General features: G+C 32.9%; 16 protein-coding genes and 4 pseudogenes. 11 read left to right on the top strand and 9 right to left on the bottom strand.

Annotated elements, in window-relative coordinates; genetic code table 11:
- Positions 1-94 precede the first annotated feature (94 nt).
- Complete coding sequence (locus tag MKX31_RS03250; RefSeq protein ID WP_064473783.1) at positions 95-376, bottom strand: LCI fold-containing protein; 282 nt, start codon at positions 374-376, stop codon at positions 95-97.
- 403 nt (positions 377-779) lie between these two features.
- Here MKX31_RS03250 and MKX31_RS03245 point away from each other — a divergent pair, with 403 nt between their 5' ends.
- Complete coding sequence (locus MKX31_RS03245) at positions 780-890, top strand: YjcZ family sporulation protein (RefSeq protein ID WP_000540371.1); 111 nt, start codon at positions 780-782, stop codon at positions 888-890.
- 466 nt (positions 891-1,356) lie between these two features.
- On the opposite strand, the gene MKX31_RS03240 is transcribed toward MKX31_RS03245, so the two are convergent.
- The 4 genes from MKX31_RS03240 to dhaK form a co-directional block, all read right to left on the bottom strand.
- Entirely contained in the window at positions 1,357-1,494 is a 138-nt protein-coding gene (locus tag MKX31_RS03240) for a Phr family secreted Rap phosphatase inhibitor (RefSeq protein WP_000821340.1), read from the bottom strand.
- Positions 1,491-2,600: a response regulator aspartate phosphatase gene (locus MKX31_RS03235; RefSeq protein ID WP_340979959.1), complete on the bottom strand. Its 1,110-nt coding sequence runs from the start codon at positions 2,598-2,600 to the stop codon at positions 1,491-1,493. The genes MKX31_RS03240 and MKX31_RS03235 overlap by 4 nt, the downstream gene beginning before the upstream one ends.
- Before the next feature lie 421 nt (positions 2,601-3,021).
- Positions 3,022-3,372: an SH3 domain-containing protein gene (locus MKX31_RS03230; protein WP_000946188.1), complete on the bottom strand. Its 351-nt coding sequence runs from the start codon at positions 3,370-3,372 to the stop codon at positions 3,022-3,024.
- A 224-nt stretch (positions 3,373-3,596) separates the two neighbouring features.
- Entirely contained in the window at positions 3,597-5,348 is a 1,752-nt protein-coding gene (dhaK, locus tag MKX31_RS03225; protein WP_098103360.1) for a dihydroxyacetone kinase subunit DhaK, read from the bottom strand.
- Between the two features lie 178 nt (positions 5,349-5,526).
- Between dhaK and dhaS the strand changes: the two genes are divergently transcribed.
- Both dhaS and dhaQ read left to right on the top strand, forming a co-directional pair.
- Positions 5,527-6,093, top strand: coding sequence for a dihydroxyacetone kinase transcriptional activator DhaS (gene dhaS / locus MKX31_RS03220; RefSeq protein ID WP_000204216.1), 567 nt, complete (start codon positions 5,527-5,529; stop codon positions 6,091-6,093).
- A 19-nt stretch (positions 6,094-6,112) separates the two neighbouring features.
- On the top strand, positions 6,113-7,111 hold the full coding sequence (gene dhaQ / locus MKX31_RS03215) for a DhaKLM operon coactivator DhaQ (protein ID WP_064473779.1): 999 nt from the start codon (positions 6,113-6,115) through the stop codon (positions 7,109-7,111).
- A 98-nt stretch (positions 7,112-7,209) separates the two neighbouring features.
- Here dhaQ and MKX31_RS03210 read toward each other — a convergent pair whose 3' ends face one another.
- The 3 genes and pseudogenes from MKX31_RS03210 to MKX31_RS03200 form a co-directional block, all read right to left on the bottom strand.
- A complete protein-coding gene (locus MKX31_RS03210) occupies positions 7,210-7,863 on the bottom strand; it encodes a DUF2306 domain-containing protein (RefSeq protein WP_098103358.1) in 654 nt (217 codons plus the stop codon).
- Between the two features lie 148 nt (positions 7,864-8,011).
- Positions 8,012-8,266: pseudogene (locus tag MKX31_RS03205) on the bottom strand (hypothetical protein); the annotation flags it as partial.
- 45 nt (positions 8,267-8,311) lie between these two features.
- A complete protein-coding gene (locus MKX31_RS03200; protein WP_064473778.1) occupies positions 8,312-8,938 on the bottom strand; it encodes a VanZ family protein in 627 nt (208 codons plus the stop codon).
- A gap of 160 nt (positions 8,939-9,098) precedes the next feature.
- Here MKX31_RS03200 and MKX31_RS29205 point away from each other — a divergent pair.
- The 4 genes and pseudogenes from MKX31_RS29205 to MKX31_RS03185 form a co-directional block, all read left to right on the top strand.
- Positions 9,099-9,176: pseudogene (locus MKX31_RS29205) on the top strand (TetR family transcriptional regulator); the annotation flags it as partial.
- Positions 9,177-9,369: 193 nt separating this feature from the next.
- On the top strand, positions 9,370-9,681 hold the full coding sequence (locus MKX31_RS03195) for an ArsR/SmtB family transcription factor (protein ID WP_064473777.1): 312 nt from the start codon (positions 9,370-9,372) through the stop codon (positions 9,679-9,681).
- 282 nt (positions 9,682-9,963) lie between these two features.
- Positions 9,964-11,139, top strand: coding sequence for an MFS transporter (locus MKX31_RS03190; RefSeq protein WP_340979951.1), 1,176 nt, complete (start codon positions 9,964-9,966; stop codon positions 11,137-11,139).
- 897 nt (positions 11,140-12,036) lie between these two features.
- The gene (locus MKX31_RS03185; RefSeq protein WP_075310385.1) at positions 12,037-12,141 is read left to right on the top strand and encodes a YjcZ family sporulation protein; all 105 of its coding nucleotides are present in this window, start codon (positions 12,037-12,039) and stop codon (positions 12,139-12,141) included.
- A 105-nt stretch (positions 12,142-12,246) separates the two neighbouring features.
- On the opposite strand, the pseudogene MKX31_RS03180 reads toward MKX31_RS03185, so the two are convergent.
- Positions 12,247-12,366: pseudogene (locus MKX31_RS03180) on the bottom strand (ATP synthase subunit I); the annotation flags it as partial.
- 37 nt (positions 12,367-12,403) lie between these two features.
- Between MKX31_RS03180 and MKX31_RS03175 the strand changes: the two are divergent.
- From MKX31_RS03175 to MKX31_RS03160, 4 genes and pseudogenes are all read left to right on the top strand, one after another.
- Positions 12,404-12,775: pseudogene (locus MKX31_RS03175) on the top strand (dihydroxyacetone kinase subunit DhaK); the annotation flags it as partial.
- 186 nt (positions 12,776-12,961) lie between these two features.
- Positions 12,962-13,126 carry a hypothetical protein gene (locus MKX31_RS03170; RefSeq protein WP_340979949.1) on the top strand — a complete coding sequence of 55 codons (165 nt, stop codon included), beginning with the start codon at positions 12,962-12,964 and terminating at the stop codon, positions 13,124-13,126.
- Positions 13,127-13,218: 92 nt separating this feature from the next.
- On the top strand, positions 13,219-13,575 hold the full coding sequence (locus tag MKX31_RS03165) for a hypothetical protein (RefSeq protein ID WP_340979947.1): 357 nt from the start codon (positions 13,219-13,221) through the stop codon (positions 13,573-13,575).
- A 26-nt stretch (positions 13,576-13,601) separates the two neighbouring features.
- Entirely contained in the window at positions 13,602-14,036 is a 435-nt protein-coding gene (locus tag MKX31_RS03160) for a hypothetical protein (protein WP_098275371.1), read from the top strand.
- The last annotated feature ends 39 nt before the right edge of the window (positions 14,037-14,075 follow it).

Genomic DNA, 14,075 nt, shown 5'->3' with positions numbered 1-14,075 from the left:
TCGGAGGAAAGAACCTTTGAGTGCCTTTTTTATGGAGAATCAGTTTAAAAACTAAAAATAAAAGAACCTCAATAAATGAGGTTCAAAAAATCTACTATTTTAAATTACCTTCGTAAAAAGCAACTCCATTTTGAACATGTTTTAAATACCACGTAATCGTCCCGCCACAAACATTTTCATTAAAACTATTAGCATATACTCCATTTGAGTAATAAAGAGTTCTTTTGAATTTACCATTAGAATACTCATAAGGAATTGAGCATGCTGCTTGCTTCGGAGAGTTCACAGCTTTTTGCGTATCAGCCGAAGCTGCCCCAATTCCTCCTGTTAATGCAATACCAGTTGCCAATGCTCCCACTACTAATTTCTTGAACATAATAAATCCCCCTTTAATAGTTTTTATAGCTTACAACTTAAATGTATCACTTTTGTAATTTTTATAAATATCTTGAATATGTAGAAATATTTATTTATTTTTTGGTAATATTGGGATTTTATTTTATCAAATGGAAAATAGAGGGTATTAGAAAAGTATGTAACAATGCATAATAAATCAATCAGATATTATGATATACTCACAAAGAGCTGATACAAAATTTCTTTAGATTGGAAAACTAAAGTCTTATCTACCTAACAGGAAGGCGCCTAATGGCGTCTTTTCTTTATTTTCAAAAGGACCTGCTCAATTCATTCTTTAAAACATAAGGTAAAGTGAACCCGTTAAAATCTATGGAATGAACCCTAGTTTTACCCTCTTATCTAAAGGAGGCACTATTATTATGGGATATGGTGGTAGTTGCGGCGAAGGCTGCGGTTTCGCTGGAGGATTTGCTTTACTAGTTGTATTATTTATTCTATTAATCATTATCGGATGTAGTTGTTTCTGCTAAAAAACTATTAGAAAAGGTACCTATATATGGGTACCTTTTCTTTATGTGCCTTATTCATTATCTAGTTCCAAACTTTTATCACGATTGGATTCGTGTTTTTCATTTTTCGCATTCGTCATACCTCAAATATGAATCGATTTAAGACATGAGCTTTTAACTAAAAGAATTTGGGACCATTTTCTCCCACAAAGGAAATACCTTGTTGAAAAACTCTATTATTTTTAATAAAAAATAAGTTCATATAGATGCTATTTATAATATCCAAGAATAGATAATCGTATAAAAAACACCATTCCGGTGAGGCTCTTTTTTAAGTCAGGAATAAGTTTTTACTGCGGTACATATGAAAATAAATCATCTGATTATAAAATAAAAAAACGCTCATTTGAGCGTTTCATCTATATAATACCTAATAATTACTTTTTCTTCACTTTGATCTAACAACTCTTTATACTTCAATATTCCATCAGCCCCACGGCTCTCCATGCGTATATTGTATAACGTTTGTTGTATTAACCTTTGATTGGTCTGTTGGAGCATTTACTCCATTTAATAGTATGACCGTAATTATTAATCCAATTGAGCTGCTTATGATTCTTTTCATTTTAAAGCCCCTTTCTGAAAACCTTTTTCTTTTTCTTTATATCCTAAATAGAAGTATTCACTAGATTTTATTGAATTTCCTTCTTTATGATATTTAACCGCTAACTTTTCAGCATATTCCTGGACATATTGCCATAAACCTACTTCATTAAAGAAAGAAATTCCTTTAGAAATAGCTAACTCTAATTCTTCAGCAGAAACATTCTCATTCATTCCCTTTAGAATTTTAAAATGATGTTCATATTCTTTTTGTTCTAGTTCATTACAGATTACTAATCCTTTTTCAATTAAAGACGCTGCAAGCTTTGTTTTTCCTAACTTTAAATTCTCTCTAGCTTCCAAAAAAATCGCTCTAAAGTGATTCGGGATTTTTTGTGATACTTCTGATAAATAACGAAGTGCTAAATCAGATAGGTTTTGCTCTGCATACATAACCCCTAAACTATGTCGAACTCGTAACATTAACTCCTCTTCATTTTGCTTTTTCAAAATATCCAGAGACGACATAAAATAAACTTCTGCCTGCTCAAATTCATTTAGCTTTACACATGCTAACCCAAGAACATTGTCACATGCTGCGACCTTCCTACTATACCCGTACAGCCCTTCAAATGTATTTCTTGCTCTAGTTGCATATTGAATAACTAAAATAGGCTGGCAAACATGATAATAGTAGCTAGATAGCTTAAAGTTAAATTCTGCTTTTTCGATTGGATCCTGAATATTTTCCAATAAAGATTCTGCTATTCCATAATGCTTTTCAGCCACTTTAAAATCACCGTTTACCGTAGCATGAGAAGCCTTAAAGAAATGGTAATAATATAATAAAGATTGATCTGATGGCGCTTCATCTAACTTCATTTTTCTTAGATCATTCTTAGATATGTCAGATTGATGGGGATAAAACTCTGCACTTAACATTTTAAATCTAAAATCTAAAAGTGAATAAAACTCTGTATTCTTTTGATCTTCTTCCATACTATTAATTTTTGTATCAATACTTTGTTTTAATTCCTTTGCCTTAACGAAATTCTGTGAACGAATTTCTCGATACCACTCATGTAAAAGTAAAGTGATTTCTTCCTTTTTTATTGCATGTACACTCATATAGATCCTTCTCCTTTGTCTATAGATTACTAACATAATAACAAAAATAAACCTATAAAACATTTAATTTTCTGAATATTATTGTTTCAAAAAAATTTCTCAATACACTTTCACCATTTCAACTCTTTAAACTTATAACTTTTTCTGTCCCTTATTCGTTTCTATATAAAAAATAAACATATAAATCAAAGATACTATAATTTTTTATAATTCTTGATTTCTCACTCTTCATTGCATGATAAATTTCCCCATACTAATTAACAACTAACATTAAAACTATTAATCCAATAAACCCTTAGAAAAAAATGGTTATCTATACACTGAATTGGTTAAATGTGGATATTTTAAAAGGGATAAAAAGAACTAATCCCTAAAAGAGATTAGTTCTTTTTATCCAGAGTTATTATTATAGTACATAGTTTTATGAGCAAACGTTATATAATGTTGTATGGGATACATAACCTGTCATCCCTTTATATGTAACTTTTAACCACTGTTTAGAATTACTGTAATGACCTTGAACATATTCACCAGTTACCCATGTTCCAGTAATTTTCGCACCATCATTAAATGTATGTAAGACAGGTGATCCAACAGTGTAACCACTGCGCATCTTTGCACCATATACACCTACCGTACCTCCCTTTGCACAAGCTGCTACTACAGTTTTATTTTCAGTAGTATTCGTAGCCGCAAAAGCAGAGCCGTTAAATGTAAACAAAGTAAACATAAAAGCTGTTAATAAAGTACAAATAGATAAGCGACGTAACAAAATAAATTCCCCCTTTTTTTATAATATATTGCTTCATAAATGATTATCTTAAATATTCTAACTATTTTCAATATATTAATGTTGAGAAATATTAGTTGTAGTTTTGAAATAAGATTTTATCAAAAACATTAACAAACTCATATTTTACAGAGAGAGCCCGAAAGTAGTCTTCTACCAACTATATAAAAGTCCCTCCGCCTTAAGACAGAGGGACTTTCTAATTTCTATTTCAAACTACCCGCAATCTCCGTAAAGATAACTCCAAGTGCATGTGCACCTGCATCTGGGTAGCCTAAACTTCTTTCACCAACTGTACCGGCGCGGCCCATGCGAGCAACGATTTCTTTCGTGTACTCTGCTCCTTTAACTGCTGCTTCTGCTCCTTTCTCAAAGGCAATTTTCATATCTTCTTCGTTTGAAGCGCTAGCTAACCAAGAGTCTACACATGGAGCAAGTGCGTCAACAAGTGTTTTGTCACCAACTACTGCTCCTCTACCGAATGATCTTTCACCGATAGATTGTATGCCTTGCAGTGCTGCTTGCAACACTTCAGCGAATTCTTTCACTGTTAACTCACGTTTTTCGCCTGCTGCTTTACTAGCTGCGCGGAATGCTCCGCCCCAAATTGGACCAGATGCGCCGCCGCAATGTTCCATAATAATCATTGAACAGCCGTCAAGGAATGATCCGATCGTTACGTTCTCTTGATCTACAATAGAATGCCACTCACGTTTTAGTTGCTTAAATCCTTTTGCAACACTCATTCCGAAGTCGCCGTCACCCGCATGTGTATCTAACTCACAGAACGGTACTTCGTTTTTAATAATAACGTCACTCATTTTATCAACGAGATAGATCATGTTGTTTAATGTAATGACATTATCTTTTATAACAGCATGCTCTTCCGCTGTTTCTATTTCGAAGGAAACTTCTTTCTCTTCTACATCTTCAAGTACATTCACGTACTCTACACTTTCAACTGGTCCATCTACTTTAAACGCTGGTGTATTACATTCTTTCGATAGTAATGTTTTTAGCTCATCATCTAGTTTCATTACTGTTAAAGACATACCAGCCATATCGATACTCGTCATATAGTTGCCAACGAATACTCTGTTTATTTTAATGCTTCTAGCAGCTAGTTCTCTCGTAACTGCGTTGTTAAATAAGTAAAGTTCTTGCAGTGGTGTTCCGCCAAAACCGTTAACTAAAAGCGCAATTTCTTCGCCGTCTTTTACTCCTAAATCTTTCATTAAATCATTTGTCATACGGTTAGCTAATTCATCCGCTGACAACATTTTTTCGCGTTTAATTCCTGGTTCGCCGTGAATACCTACGCCGTATTCCATTTCATCTTCCGCAAGTGTGAAAGTAGGTGATCCGCTCGCTGGAACTGTACAAGACGTCAACGCTAAACCGATTGTACGCACGTTAGCCGCTGCTTTTTCTGCGACAGCTTTCACCGCTCCTAAATCCATACCTGCTTCCGCTGCTGCGCCAGCAATTTTATGAACGAGAATAACGCCCGCAACGCCGCGGCGTCCTACTGTATATAGACTATCTTCTACCGCAATATCATCATCCACTTTTACGTAGTCAACTTCAATTCCATCTTCCGTCGCTAAATGTGCTCCGTTTTTGAAATTCATAATATCGCCGCTATAATTTTTAATAATTAATAACGTACCTTTTTTACTAGCTGTCTCTTTAATCGCTTGATACACCTGAATTTGTGAAGGCGACGCGAACACATCTCCGCACACTGCCGCATCTAACATTCCTTTTCCGACTAATCCTGCATGTGCTGGCTCATGACCACTACCGCCGCCACTAATTAACGTTACTTTATTTTCGTTCATTTCTTTCTTCTTAATGACTTTATATTTTTTCAAAAGCTCAAGCTCTGGATGAGCCATAACCATTCCGTTGCACATTTCCATTACTAATGTTTCTGGTTTGTTTATAATCTTTTTCATTGTGATTCTCCCTCAATTCCTTTAATATATTGTGATATATTTGAAATCTTCTTCTTACTATCCATGTTAAAATGAAAGCGTTTTATAGTAAACGGACAAAATGGACAATCTGTCTAAAGACACCGCTCTCATTTGTAGGTAGGATTTTCATATTACTAACATTCTAGGGATGATTCAGATGACCTCTTCTATAATTTCTAAAAAGATAATCGCAAATTCATTGAAGTATTTAATGGAAACAGAGTCGTTTCATAAAATATCAGTGAGCGATATTATGTTACACTGTCAAATGCGTAGGCAAACTTTTTATTATCATTTTAAAGATAAATTTGAGCTATTAAGCTGGATTTATAGAGAAGAAACGAAAGAAAACATTATCGACTTTCTCGACTATGAAACGTGGGAAAATATTTTCGATTTATTATTTGATTACTTTTATGAAAATCAAAAATTTTACCGAAATGCTTTTAAAGTCATTGAGCAAAACTCGTTTAATCACTATTTATTTGAGCATACGAAAAACTTATATATGAAGATTATTGATGAACTATCGATGAGCTGTGGATTCAGCCTTTCTGATGAGACGAAAAATACGATTGCCTCTTTTTATAGTCACGGCTTCGTTGGAACGATTAAAGATTGGATTGAAAGCAAATGCGAAGTAGATCCGTCCATTATGTCTTCACTCATGAAAAATATGATAAACAATCAATTACTACTATTACTGGAGCAATCGGCAAAGTAATTAAAGGGTGGCAAAAGCAATGAAAAAGATTATGAATGATGTACAAAATATCGTTCAAGATATGATGCATGGCTTTTATTTTGAACATAACGACAAAGTAAATTACGACGAAACACATAACATCATTTATGTAAAAGATATCGAAAAAATGAAGCAAAACGTTGTCATTATAAGCGGCGGTGGTAGTGGACACGAACCTGCTGATATTGGTTATGTAGGAAACGGAATGCTTACGGCGGCAGTAAATGGCTGTATTTTCACTCCGCCTACAGTGGAACAAATTACAATGGCAACTCGCTTAATGCCCAAAGATAAAAGTATTTTATTCATCATAAAAAACTTTAAAGATGACGTAGAAAACTTTTTAGCGGCAGAACAAATCGCAAAAGAAGAAGGAAGACAAATTGATCACATCATCGTAAATGACGACGTTTCAATTGAAGATGATGCTTCGTTTAATAAAAGAAGACGTGGCGTCGCTGGTACTGTTTTCGTTCAAAAAATACTCGGTGCGGCCGCTCTTGCAGGTCACTCTTTAGATGAACTAACAACACTCGGCCGTTCTATCGCCGAAAACTTACACACATTAGGAGTCGCCCTTTCACCTGCAAACGATCCAGTGAAAGGAAAAGCTTCATTCACATTAAACGACGATGAAGCCTTTTATGGCGTCGGTATCCACGGCGAAAAAGGCTACCGTAAAGAAGCACTATCCTCTTCTGAAATATTAGCGATCGAACTAATGAACAAACTAAAAAGCATTTATCGCTGGAGAAAAGGTGACAACTTCGCCATTCTCATTAACGGACTAGGCGCAACTCCATTAATGGAACAATATATTTTCGCAAATGACATTCGTCGTTTATGTGAGCTGGAAGGTTTACATGTGGAGTTCGTAAAAGCTGGTACCCTTCTAACTTCTTTAGATATGAAGGGTGTTTCGCTTAGTTTGCTTAAGGTAGAGGATTCGGATTGGGTGCAGTGGTTGAAGGAAAATACGGAAACTGCTAGTTGGTAATACAAATAAAAATAGGATGGCTTCAATGGGCCATCCTATTTTTGTATGTAATTCAGCTATAAAAAAAATTCTGCCCTCAATATTACAGCAAATTTACATTAAAAATGTAAATCCTCATTTCCTTCGTATTTTCCTTTATTAAGTCTTTTTCTTATGAATAATTCTGCAACAATTAAATTGGGTACCCACGCTAACCAAGCAATAATAGCGTAACTAAGTTCAAACCGCTCTATTCCAAATAGAACGATAAACAACGGTAGCCAAATTCTTAATGTAACTGCTCCAAAGGTTAAAGAATAATTTCTAATCATCCAATTCCGATGCTCTTTAATTTTTTTATTCTTAACTCTATTTAATGCTTGATATGCTGATGTTAGCCAAAATACGGATAACAAACCGAAACCTAACTTCGCTACCAACCCTCCCGTAGCATAAAAGGATAGGTACAGTCCAGAAACGCCTCCTAATAATATACCAAACATATAGATTCTCCCAACTATTCGATGACGGTTGATATTCTTTTCTCTAAATTTAGTGGATAATGTAAAAGGGCCAGTTACTAATGCTACTATACTAGTTGTAATATGTATAAATAGCATCATATACCAGAACGCACTTAATTTAGATCCAAACATAAGCTTCGCTTTTACAAGTCCTGTTTGAAATCCATCCATAATAAAATATTGGACAACAACATAGCCAGTTACTAAAAGAGCAAAAAAAGTAAATACAAACCAAATTTTCCTGTTCAAATTTTACTGCCTCCTTATTACATTAAGTAATTAGATTATACATTACTGTTCATTCTAGGGAAAAATAGAAAAGCATTCTTCATACATAAAAACCCTCAAGTATATCGTTCTATACTTGAGGGTTTATTCATTTATTCCTTCTCGTCTCTCATTTTCTTAAATCAATAATTAGCTCATCTGTAATCTGCTCAAGATGGAAAAACCTTTTTATATAATAGGTATCAGACCATTTCTCTTCTCCACCAATAATAAATAATTCTTGCGCATCATACATAAATGAAAAGCTTGGATAGAAACTGTCCGCTTTTATTTCAATCCCACCAGTACGATTACTGATAATCTTACAGTCTGCTGAATAGCTTAATAGCGTATAGAGAGAATCTTGTGCTGATTGGAAGAAATACTAGAATCATTTTATAAACGAGATCGCAACCATCTTATTGGAAGCTTACAGGTCTCCAGGATAATAAATGAACATCGCACCTACAAATGAACACACTAAACAAAAAATAGCTTCGTATTTTATGACTAAAGAAGAGTTCGTATCAAGCTTTTTTCCCTCTCTTTTACATATCATTTTAAACATTTTAAATAAAACTCTATATATTACATACCCAACAATTGCCCCGAGGGTATTCGTAAATAGATCATCAATATCTGTAATTCTATTATTTAGTAATTGATTTAACTCAATTGCCAATGAAAAAAAGAATCCTGCACATACTGTGTTTTTCATTTTTCTAAACTGTGGCCAAATAGCCGGTAATAAAAAACCGAACGGCATAAACAGTACAATATTCAAAAGATACGTCGTACTACCTGCCGTATCAAATAGAGTCAAGTTAATTTGATTTACACGAATCCACGTTTCATATCTACTTATATCCCATACAGTCGCGATTTGCGTCACCTTATACACTAGCGAAAGGTAGAATAGAAAAACATATACCCATAGAAAATGCAGAATAGATATATTGTTTTTCGCTTTAAAATAACATCCAATTTGAAACACAATACAAAACATAATAGTAAAGAAATAAGTATACAAATAACTCATCCAAACTTCTGTATGCATGTGGAATCCCCTAACTTTACAATTTCATCTATGACTTTGTCGTTTTTAGTATCCTTCTTGATGTAACTTGTTTATAGGATAGGAAAAACTTTTAAAATAAAAAGTGGGGTAAATATAAAATTTTTCTTAAATCTTCACATGCAACCCTTGTAGTATATAACCATGTGAATCGTTTGTTCAGTTAACACATGAAATTAAGAAATATATGACGTACTATAATCACTCTTTCTATCAATAGAATGTAAAGAAGATGACTCCTGTTTGCATACAGAAATCATCTTTTTTAGGTTGCCTAACTTTTTTAGAATGTCCTTTACAAAGGGTACAGATCAAGAGCACCTTATTCCTATTCAAGGGGATCAACTATACCTTATTTCCTTAAAATCACTAAAACCCATTTACAAATCTATAAAAGTAGATATAATATCCTTATGGAACCTTTATTAATTTATAAAGCATTGTCAAATGAAACAAGATGTCAAATTTTATCATGGTTGAAAAATCCAGAAAACCATTTCGATGAAAAACCTTATCTAGAACAAGGCCTTAACTTTCAAGTTGGCGTATGTGTAGGAGATATCCAGCTTAAAACTGGCTTAGCCCAATCGGTTATTTCTAGTTATTTATTAACTATGAAAAAAGCAGGCTTACTAGAGTCTGATCGAATTGGAAAATGGACCTACTATCGTCGAAATGAAAAAACAATACGAAAGTTTTCTGAATACGTCCAAAACGAATTATAAAATGAAAGCTAATAATCAACATACTAATTGATTATTAGCTTTCATACATTCTGCTTTTTACAGGTATCCAATGACTTTTGTATAAATTGCACTGCCTATAAAAGCAAGAAACATCGAAAGGAGAAATTTTTTTAACATATCATATCTAGTTATTTAGATATCTGTTATTGTATTTAAAATTACATACGCCTGATCATATTGGCATCCAATCATGCTTATAATAATGCTTCTTTGTTAATGAATTTACTTTCAAAATACTGATACGAATGGAGAGTTTAATAAATGAAAAAAGTAAATCCTTTACTTATTCTGACACTCGCAATAGGTGTGTTCGGAATTATTACTACCGAGATGGGTATTGTCGGCGTATTACCACAAATCACTGAAAAATTCGGAATTTCAACTACACAAGCTGGATTTTTAGTAAGTATATTTGCACTAGTTGTTGCTATTTCTGGTCCGTTCTTAATTCTGCTCGTCTCTAGTATGAATCGCAAAATAATTTTATTAACAGCAATTTTCATATTTGTTATTTCAAATTTAATCTACGCTTATACAACGCAATTTGAAATCATGCTTATTTTTCGTATTTTACCGGCAGCGCTTCATCCACTCTTCTTTTCAATCGCTCTTGTAACAGCTGCTAAACTTGTCCCTCCAGAAAAGAGCGGTCAAGCGGTTACAAAAGTTTTCATGGGAATTACTGTTGGCTTTGCTTTAGGTGTACCACTAACCTCTTACCTTGCAGACCAATTTTCACTCGAAATGGCTTTCTTATTCGGAGCATTCGTTAACACTGTTGCATTCATTGGAATACTACTCCTACTTCCTTCTATGCCTGTTAAAGAAAAAATGTCTTTCGGCAAACAAATTCGTATACTCGGAAAACCAGGATTATGGTTAAATATTTTAACCGTCACATTCCTTTTTGCAGCCATGTTTTCCGTATACAGCTACTTCGCTGAGTACCTTGCAAAAGTAACTTCTATGAATGGATCTCTCATCAGTATCATGCTATTCATATTTGGTATAGTTATGATTTTAGGTAATCATTTATTTGGTGGTCTTCTGCAAAAAAGCATAATCAACACTGTAATATCATTCCCTATTCTATATTCTATTGTTTACATATTGGTTTATTATTTAGGTTCCTACCTTGTTCCCATGATTTTTATAGTATTCATTTGGGGAATCGTACATGCTGGTGGATTAATTGTTGGTCAAACATGGTTAATAAGTGAAGCTAAAGAAGCACCCGAATTTGGTAACAGTCTATTCGTTTCGTTCTCAAATCTCGGAATTACTTTAGGAACTACTATTGGAGGCTGGTTCATTTCAAACTTAGGTATTCACCAGCTTATTTGGAGCGGATTTATATTCACACTAATCTCATTTCTATTAATTATAATAAAACTAAAATTTTTCAATTCTAATAGCCAGGCTTCATTATCAAGCTAGTACATTGCCAGTTCCAAATTCGATAAAAAACATTATAAATTCTTCTTATAAGATTTTATTAACTAAAAAGTATAACGCTCAAAGCCTTTAGCCATAATTACGACTAAAGGCTTTTTTGTATATAAAGTAAAACTTTAATCAGTGGGGGTTTTCTTCATCCCCACTGATTATTAGTTGAACCAATCGGACTTTTATGAGCAGTTGATCCCCTACCTAACTTCTTTGCTTTCGCTGAATTTTGAGGTGGGGATCTTACTGCCCATTAAAGCGGGATAAAAATAATTCTAAAAGGGGCTAATTTTATGGAACATAATCAAAATGGAGTACTTGCTTTAATTGTTTTATTTTTAGGATTAGTGTTTTTTGTTAGTGGAATGGTTTATCATTTATGGGGTTCTTTTTAATGGTATGATTGTAATCACTCATAAAGTGAAACTTTAATCAGTGGGGGTTTTCTTCATCCCCCACTGATTATTAGTTGAACCAATCGGACTTTTATGGGCAGTTGATCCCCCACCTAAATTCTTTGCTTTCGCTAAATTTTGAGGTGGGGGTCTTACTGCCCATTAAAGCGGGATAAAAACCCTCAAGTATGTCGTTCCTTTATTAATTTCAACGTTTAGACAGATACATAATTCAAAAACTAAAACGTGTATTGCAATTATCGATATGAAATATTTCCAAAAACAACTTAACATGGTAAAATAATATTCGGACGGGAGTCCAATATTATTAAAATTAAGATGGTTCAAGTCGGAGGAAGGCACCTTAGGGTGTCTTTTCTTTATTTTCAAAAGGACCTGCTCAATTATTGTGTAAAAAACATAAAGTAAATTGAATCCATTAAAATACATGAGTGACCCCTTGTTTTCCCCTCTTATTAAAGGAGGAACTATTATGGGATTTGGTGGTAGTTGTAGTAGTAATTGTGGCGGCGGCTTTGCTTTACTAGTTGTATTGTTTATTTTATTGATCATTGTTGGAGCTTCTTGCTTCTGCTAAAAAACTATCGGAAAAGACACTCTTATATGGGTGTCTTTTCTTTGTAATAAAAAGCTCTCTATAAAGGAAAGTTTTCACATCCAAATTAGTGATTTACACAGCACTTTATTCCTTCGCATCCCTCATACTGTAATAACCTAAATTAATAATAATTAAGAAATACCCACTCATAATTCCAGCTGCAAATGTCCACATGAATTCATGGTGTTCAATTTCATACAACACAAAAGCTATTGAAATAGCTACTTTCCTTGCTTTTAAAAACGCTGATAAAGTCTTTTGCGTTGTCGGTATTCGTGTTGAAAAAGATTACTGTAAAGAAGCGCTGTCCTCTTCTGAAATATTAGCAATCGAACTAATGAATAAACTAAAAAGCATTTATCACTGGAGAAAAGGGGACAACTTAGCCATCCTCATTAACAGACTCGGCACAACGCCATTAATGGAACAATACATTTTCGCAAACCATATTCGCCGTTTATGTGAGCTTGAAGGATTACAAGTTACATTCGTAAAAGTTGTTACCCTTCTAACTTCTTTAGATACGAAAGGTGTTTCGCTCAGTTTGCTTAAGGTAGAGGATTTGGATTGGGTGAAGTGGGTGAAGTCCGATGTTGGAGTGGGTAATTGGTGATAAAACAAGGTGGGACTCTAGGTTCCCATCTTGTTTTTTATATGCACCTAGTTAAAAAAAGCCTAACAACCACATAATACAATTCCACACAAAACGAAATTCTGATAATATAAAATAGATAATCATTTATATATGGAATTTTTTTCATATATAAATGATTATCTTATTTAAGGGGGATAAAGAAAGTTGAAAATTTTAGTAACACCTGAGCTATTAGAAGAAACAGCAAATAAATTTAAAAGTGCACAAGAGCAATCACAACAACAACAACAACAACAACAACAACAACAACAACAACAACTGGAAATATCTATTTTAGTGATAAAACAATTATTGGATATCAAAGTTTAAATGGTATTACCCATCAAATACAAAAAATAAACAATGAGCAATTATATGTAGAATCAAAGACTCTTTTACAACTTACAATTAAAGAAGATCATTTGCAAAATAAAAAGTATGGATCAATATCTACTGACTTAATAAAAAACATTCAAAAACTAATAACACTACCCTCTCAAGAAAGTATTAAAATTTTAACTGCTCATGATTTTAATATAAAATCTGCAGAAGAATTCATACAAGACCTAAAAACAACAAAAAATATATATAGCATAATAAAACTTGAAACAAAAGATAATAAAGAAATCACTTCTGATAATGGCTTCTTTATTATTGAAACCAAAGGAAAACAATGGTTGTTTTCTCAAAATGAACAAAATGATGGAACATTATCATTAACGAATCTCAATGATGTCCTGTTTGAGCAAAAAATAAATCAATTACTTAACAATCGTTGAAATTAAATTGGAGCTGATTTTTATTCATGAATAGACAAAATTCTTCTAATAACAAAGATGATTCCTCAAATAAAATTGCTGCTTTTATTGCAACACTAGGAGCTCTATTAGTAAGTGTAGAAGTATTATCTAATTTTTTTATAATTTTTTGGTTAATGATAATAGCAATAACAAATTTAATAGTTATATTTTATCTTCAAATTAGTGTTTTTAGTTTAGTAACAACAATCCTTTTTGTAATCTTTTACTTTATATACAAAAAGTTATTTGCACATTCTAAATTTGTAGAAACCTTTTCAAAATATAATATGATCATTACAATAATTTCTTTATTAATTTTAAATATGTTATACATATCAAAAAAAATGTTTAACGGTGCATTAATTACTCCTGTGGTAATCATTATTACATGGTTAATTTACAAATTTATGTTTAAAAAAATAAAAAATAAGAAGAGCTAGTTTTATAGAACATACTCAAAATGGAGTACTTGCTTTCAT

Origin of the sequence: Bacillus sp. FSL M8-0063, from assembly GCF_038005545.1 — a bacterium.
GTDB classification, from domain to species: domain Bacteria; phylum Bacillota; class Bacilli; order Bacillales; family Bacillaceae_G; genus Bacillus_A; species Bacillus_A wiedmannii.
Note: the sequence above shows the minus strand (reverse complement) of the source record. Positions and strands in the feature narration are given on the sequence as shown.

What these genes read in the sequence shown, in the direction of transcription:
- MKX31_RS03250 (WP_064473783.1), bottom strand. Translation starts at nt 376, where the DNA reads ATGTTCAAGAAATTAGTAGTGGGAGCATTGGCAACTGGTATTGCATTA.
- MKX31_RS03245 (WP_000540371.1), top strand. Translation starts at nt 780, where the DNA reads ATGGGATATGGTGGTAGTTGCGGCGAAGGCTGCGGTTTCGCTGGAGGA.
- MKX31_RS03240 (WP_000821340.1), bottom strand. Translation starts at nt 1,494, where the DNA reads ATGAAAAGAATCATAAGCAGCTCAATTGGATTAATAATTACGGTCATA.
- MKX31_RS03235 (WP_340979959.1), bottom strand. Translation starts at nt 2,600, where the DNA reads ATGAGTGTACATGCAATAAAAAAGGAAGAAATCACTTTACTTTTACAT.
- dhaK (WP_098103360.1), bottom strand. Translation starts at nt 5,348, where the DNA reads ATGAAAAAGATTATAAACAAACCAGAAACATTAGTAATGGAAATGTGC.
- dhaS (WP_000204216.1), top strand. Translation starts at nt 5,527, where the DNA reads ATGACCTCTTCTATAATTTCTAAAAAGATAATCGCAAATTCATTGAAG.
- dhaQ (WP_064473779.1), top strand. Translation starts at nt 6,113, where the DNA reads ATGAAAAAGATTATGAATGATGTACAAAATATCGTTCAAGATATGATG.
- MKX31_RS03200 (WP_064473778.1), bottom strand. Translation starts at nt 8,938, where the DNA reads ATGCATACAGAAGTTTGGATGAGTTATTTGTATACTTATTTCTTTACT.
- MKX31_RS03195 (WP_064473777.1), top strand. Translation starts at nt 9,370, where the DNA reads ATGGAACCTTTATTAATTTATAAAGCATTGTCAAATGAAACAAGATGT.
- MKX31_RS03190 (WP_340979951.1), top strand. Translation starts at nt 9,964, where the DNA reads ATGAAAAAAGTAAATCCTTTACTTATTCTGACACTCGCAATAGGTGTG.
- MKX31_RS03185 (WP_075310385.1), top strand. Translation starts at nt 12,037, where the DNA reads ATGGGATTTGGTGGTAGTTGTAGTAGTAATTGTGGCGGCGGCTTTGCT.
- MKX31_RS03160 (WP_098275371.1), top strand. Translation starts at nt 13,602, where the DNA reads ATGAATAGACAAAATTCTTCTAATAACAAAGATGATTCCTCAAATAAA.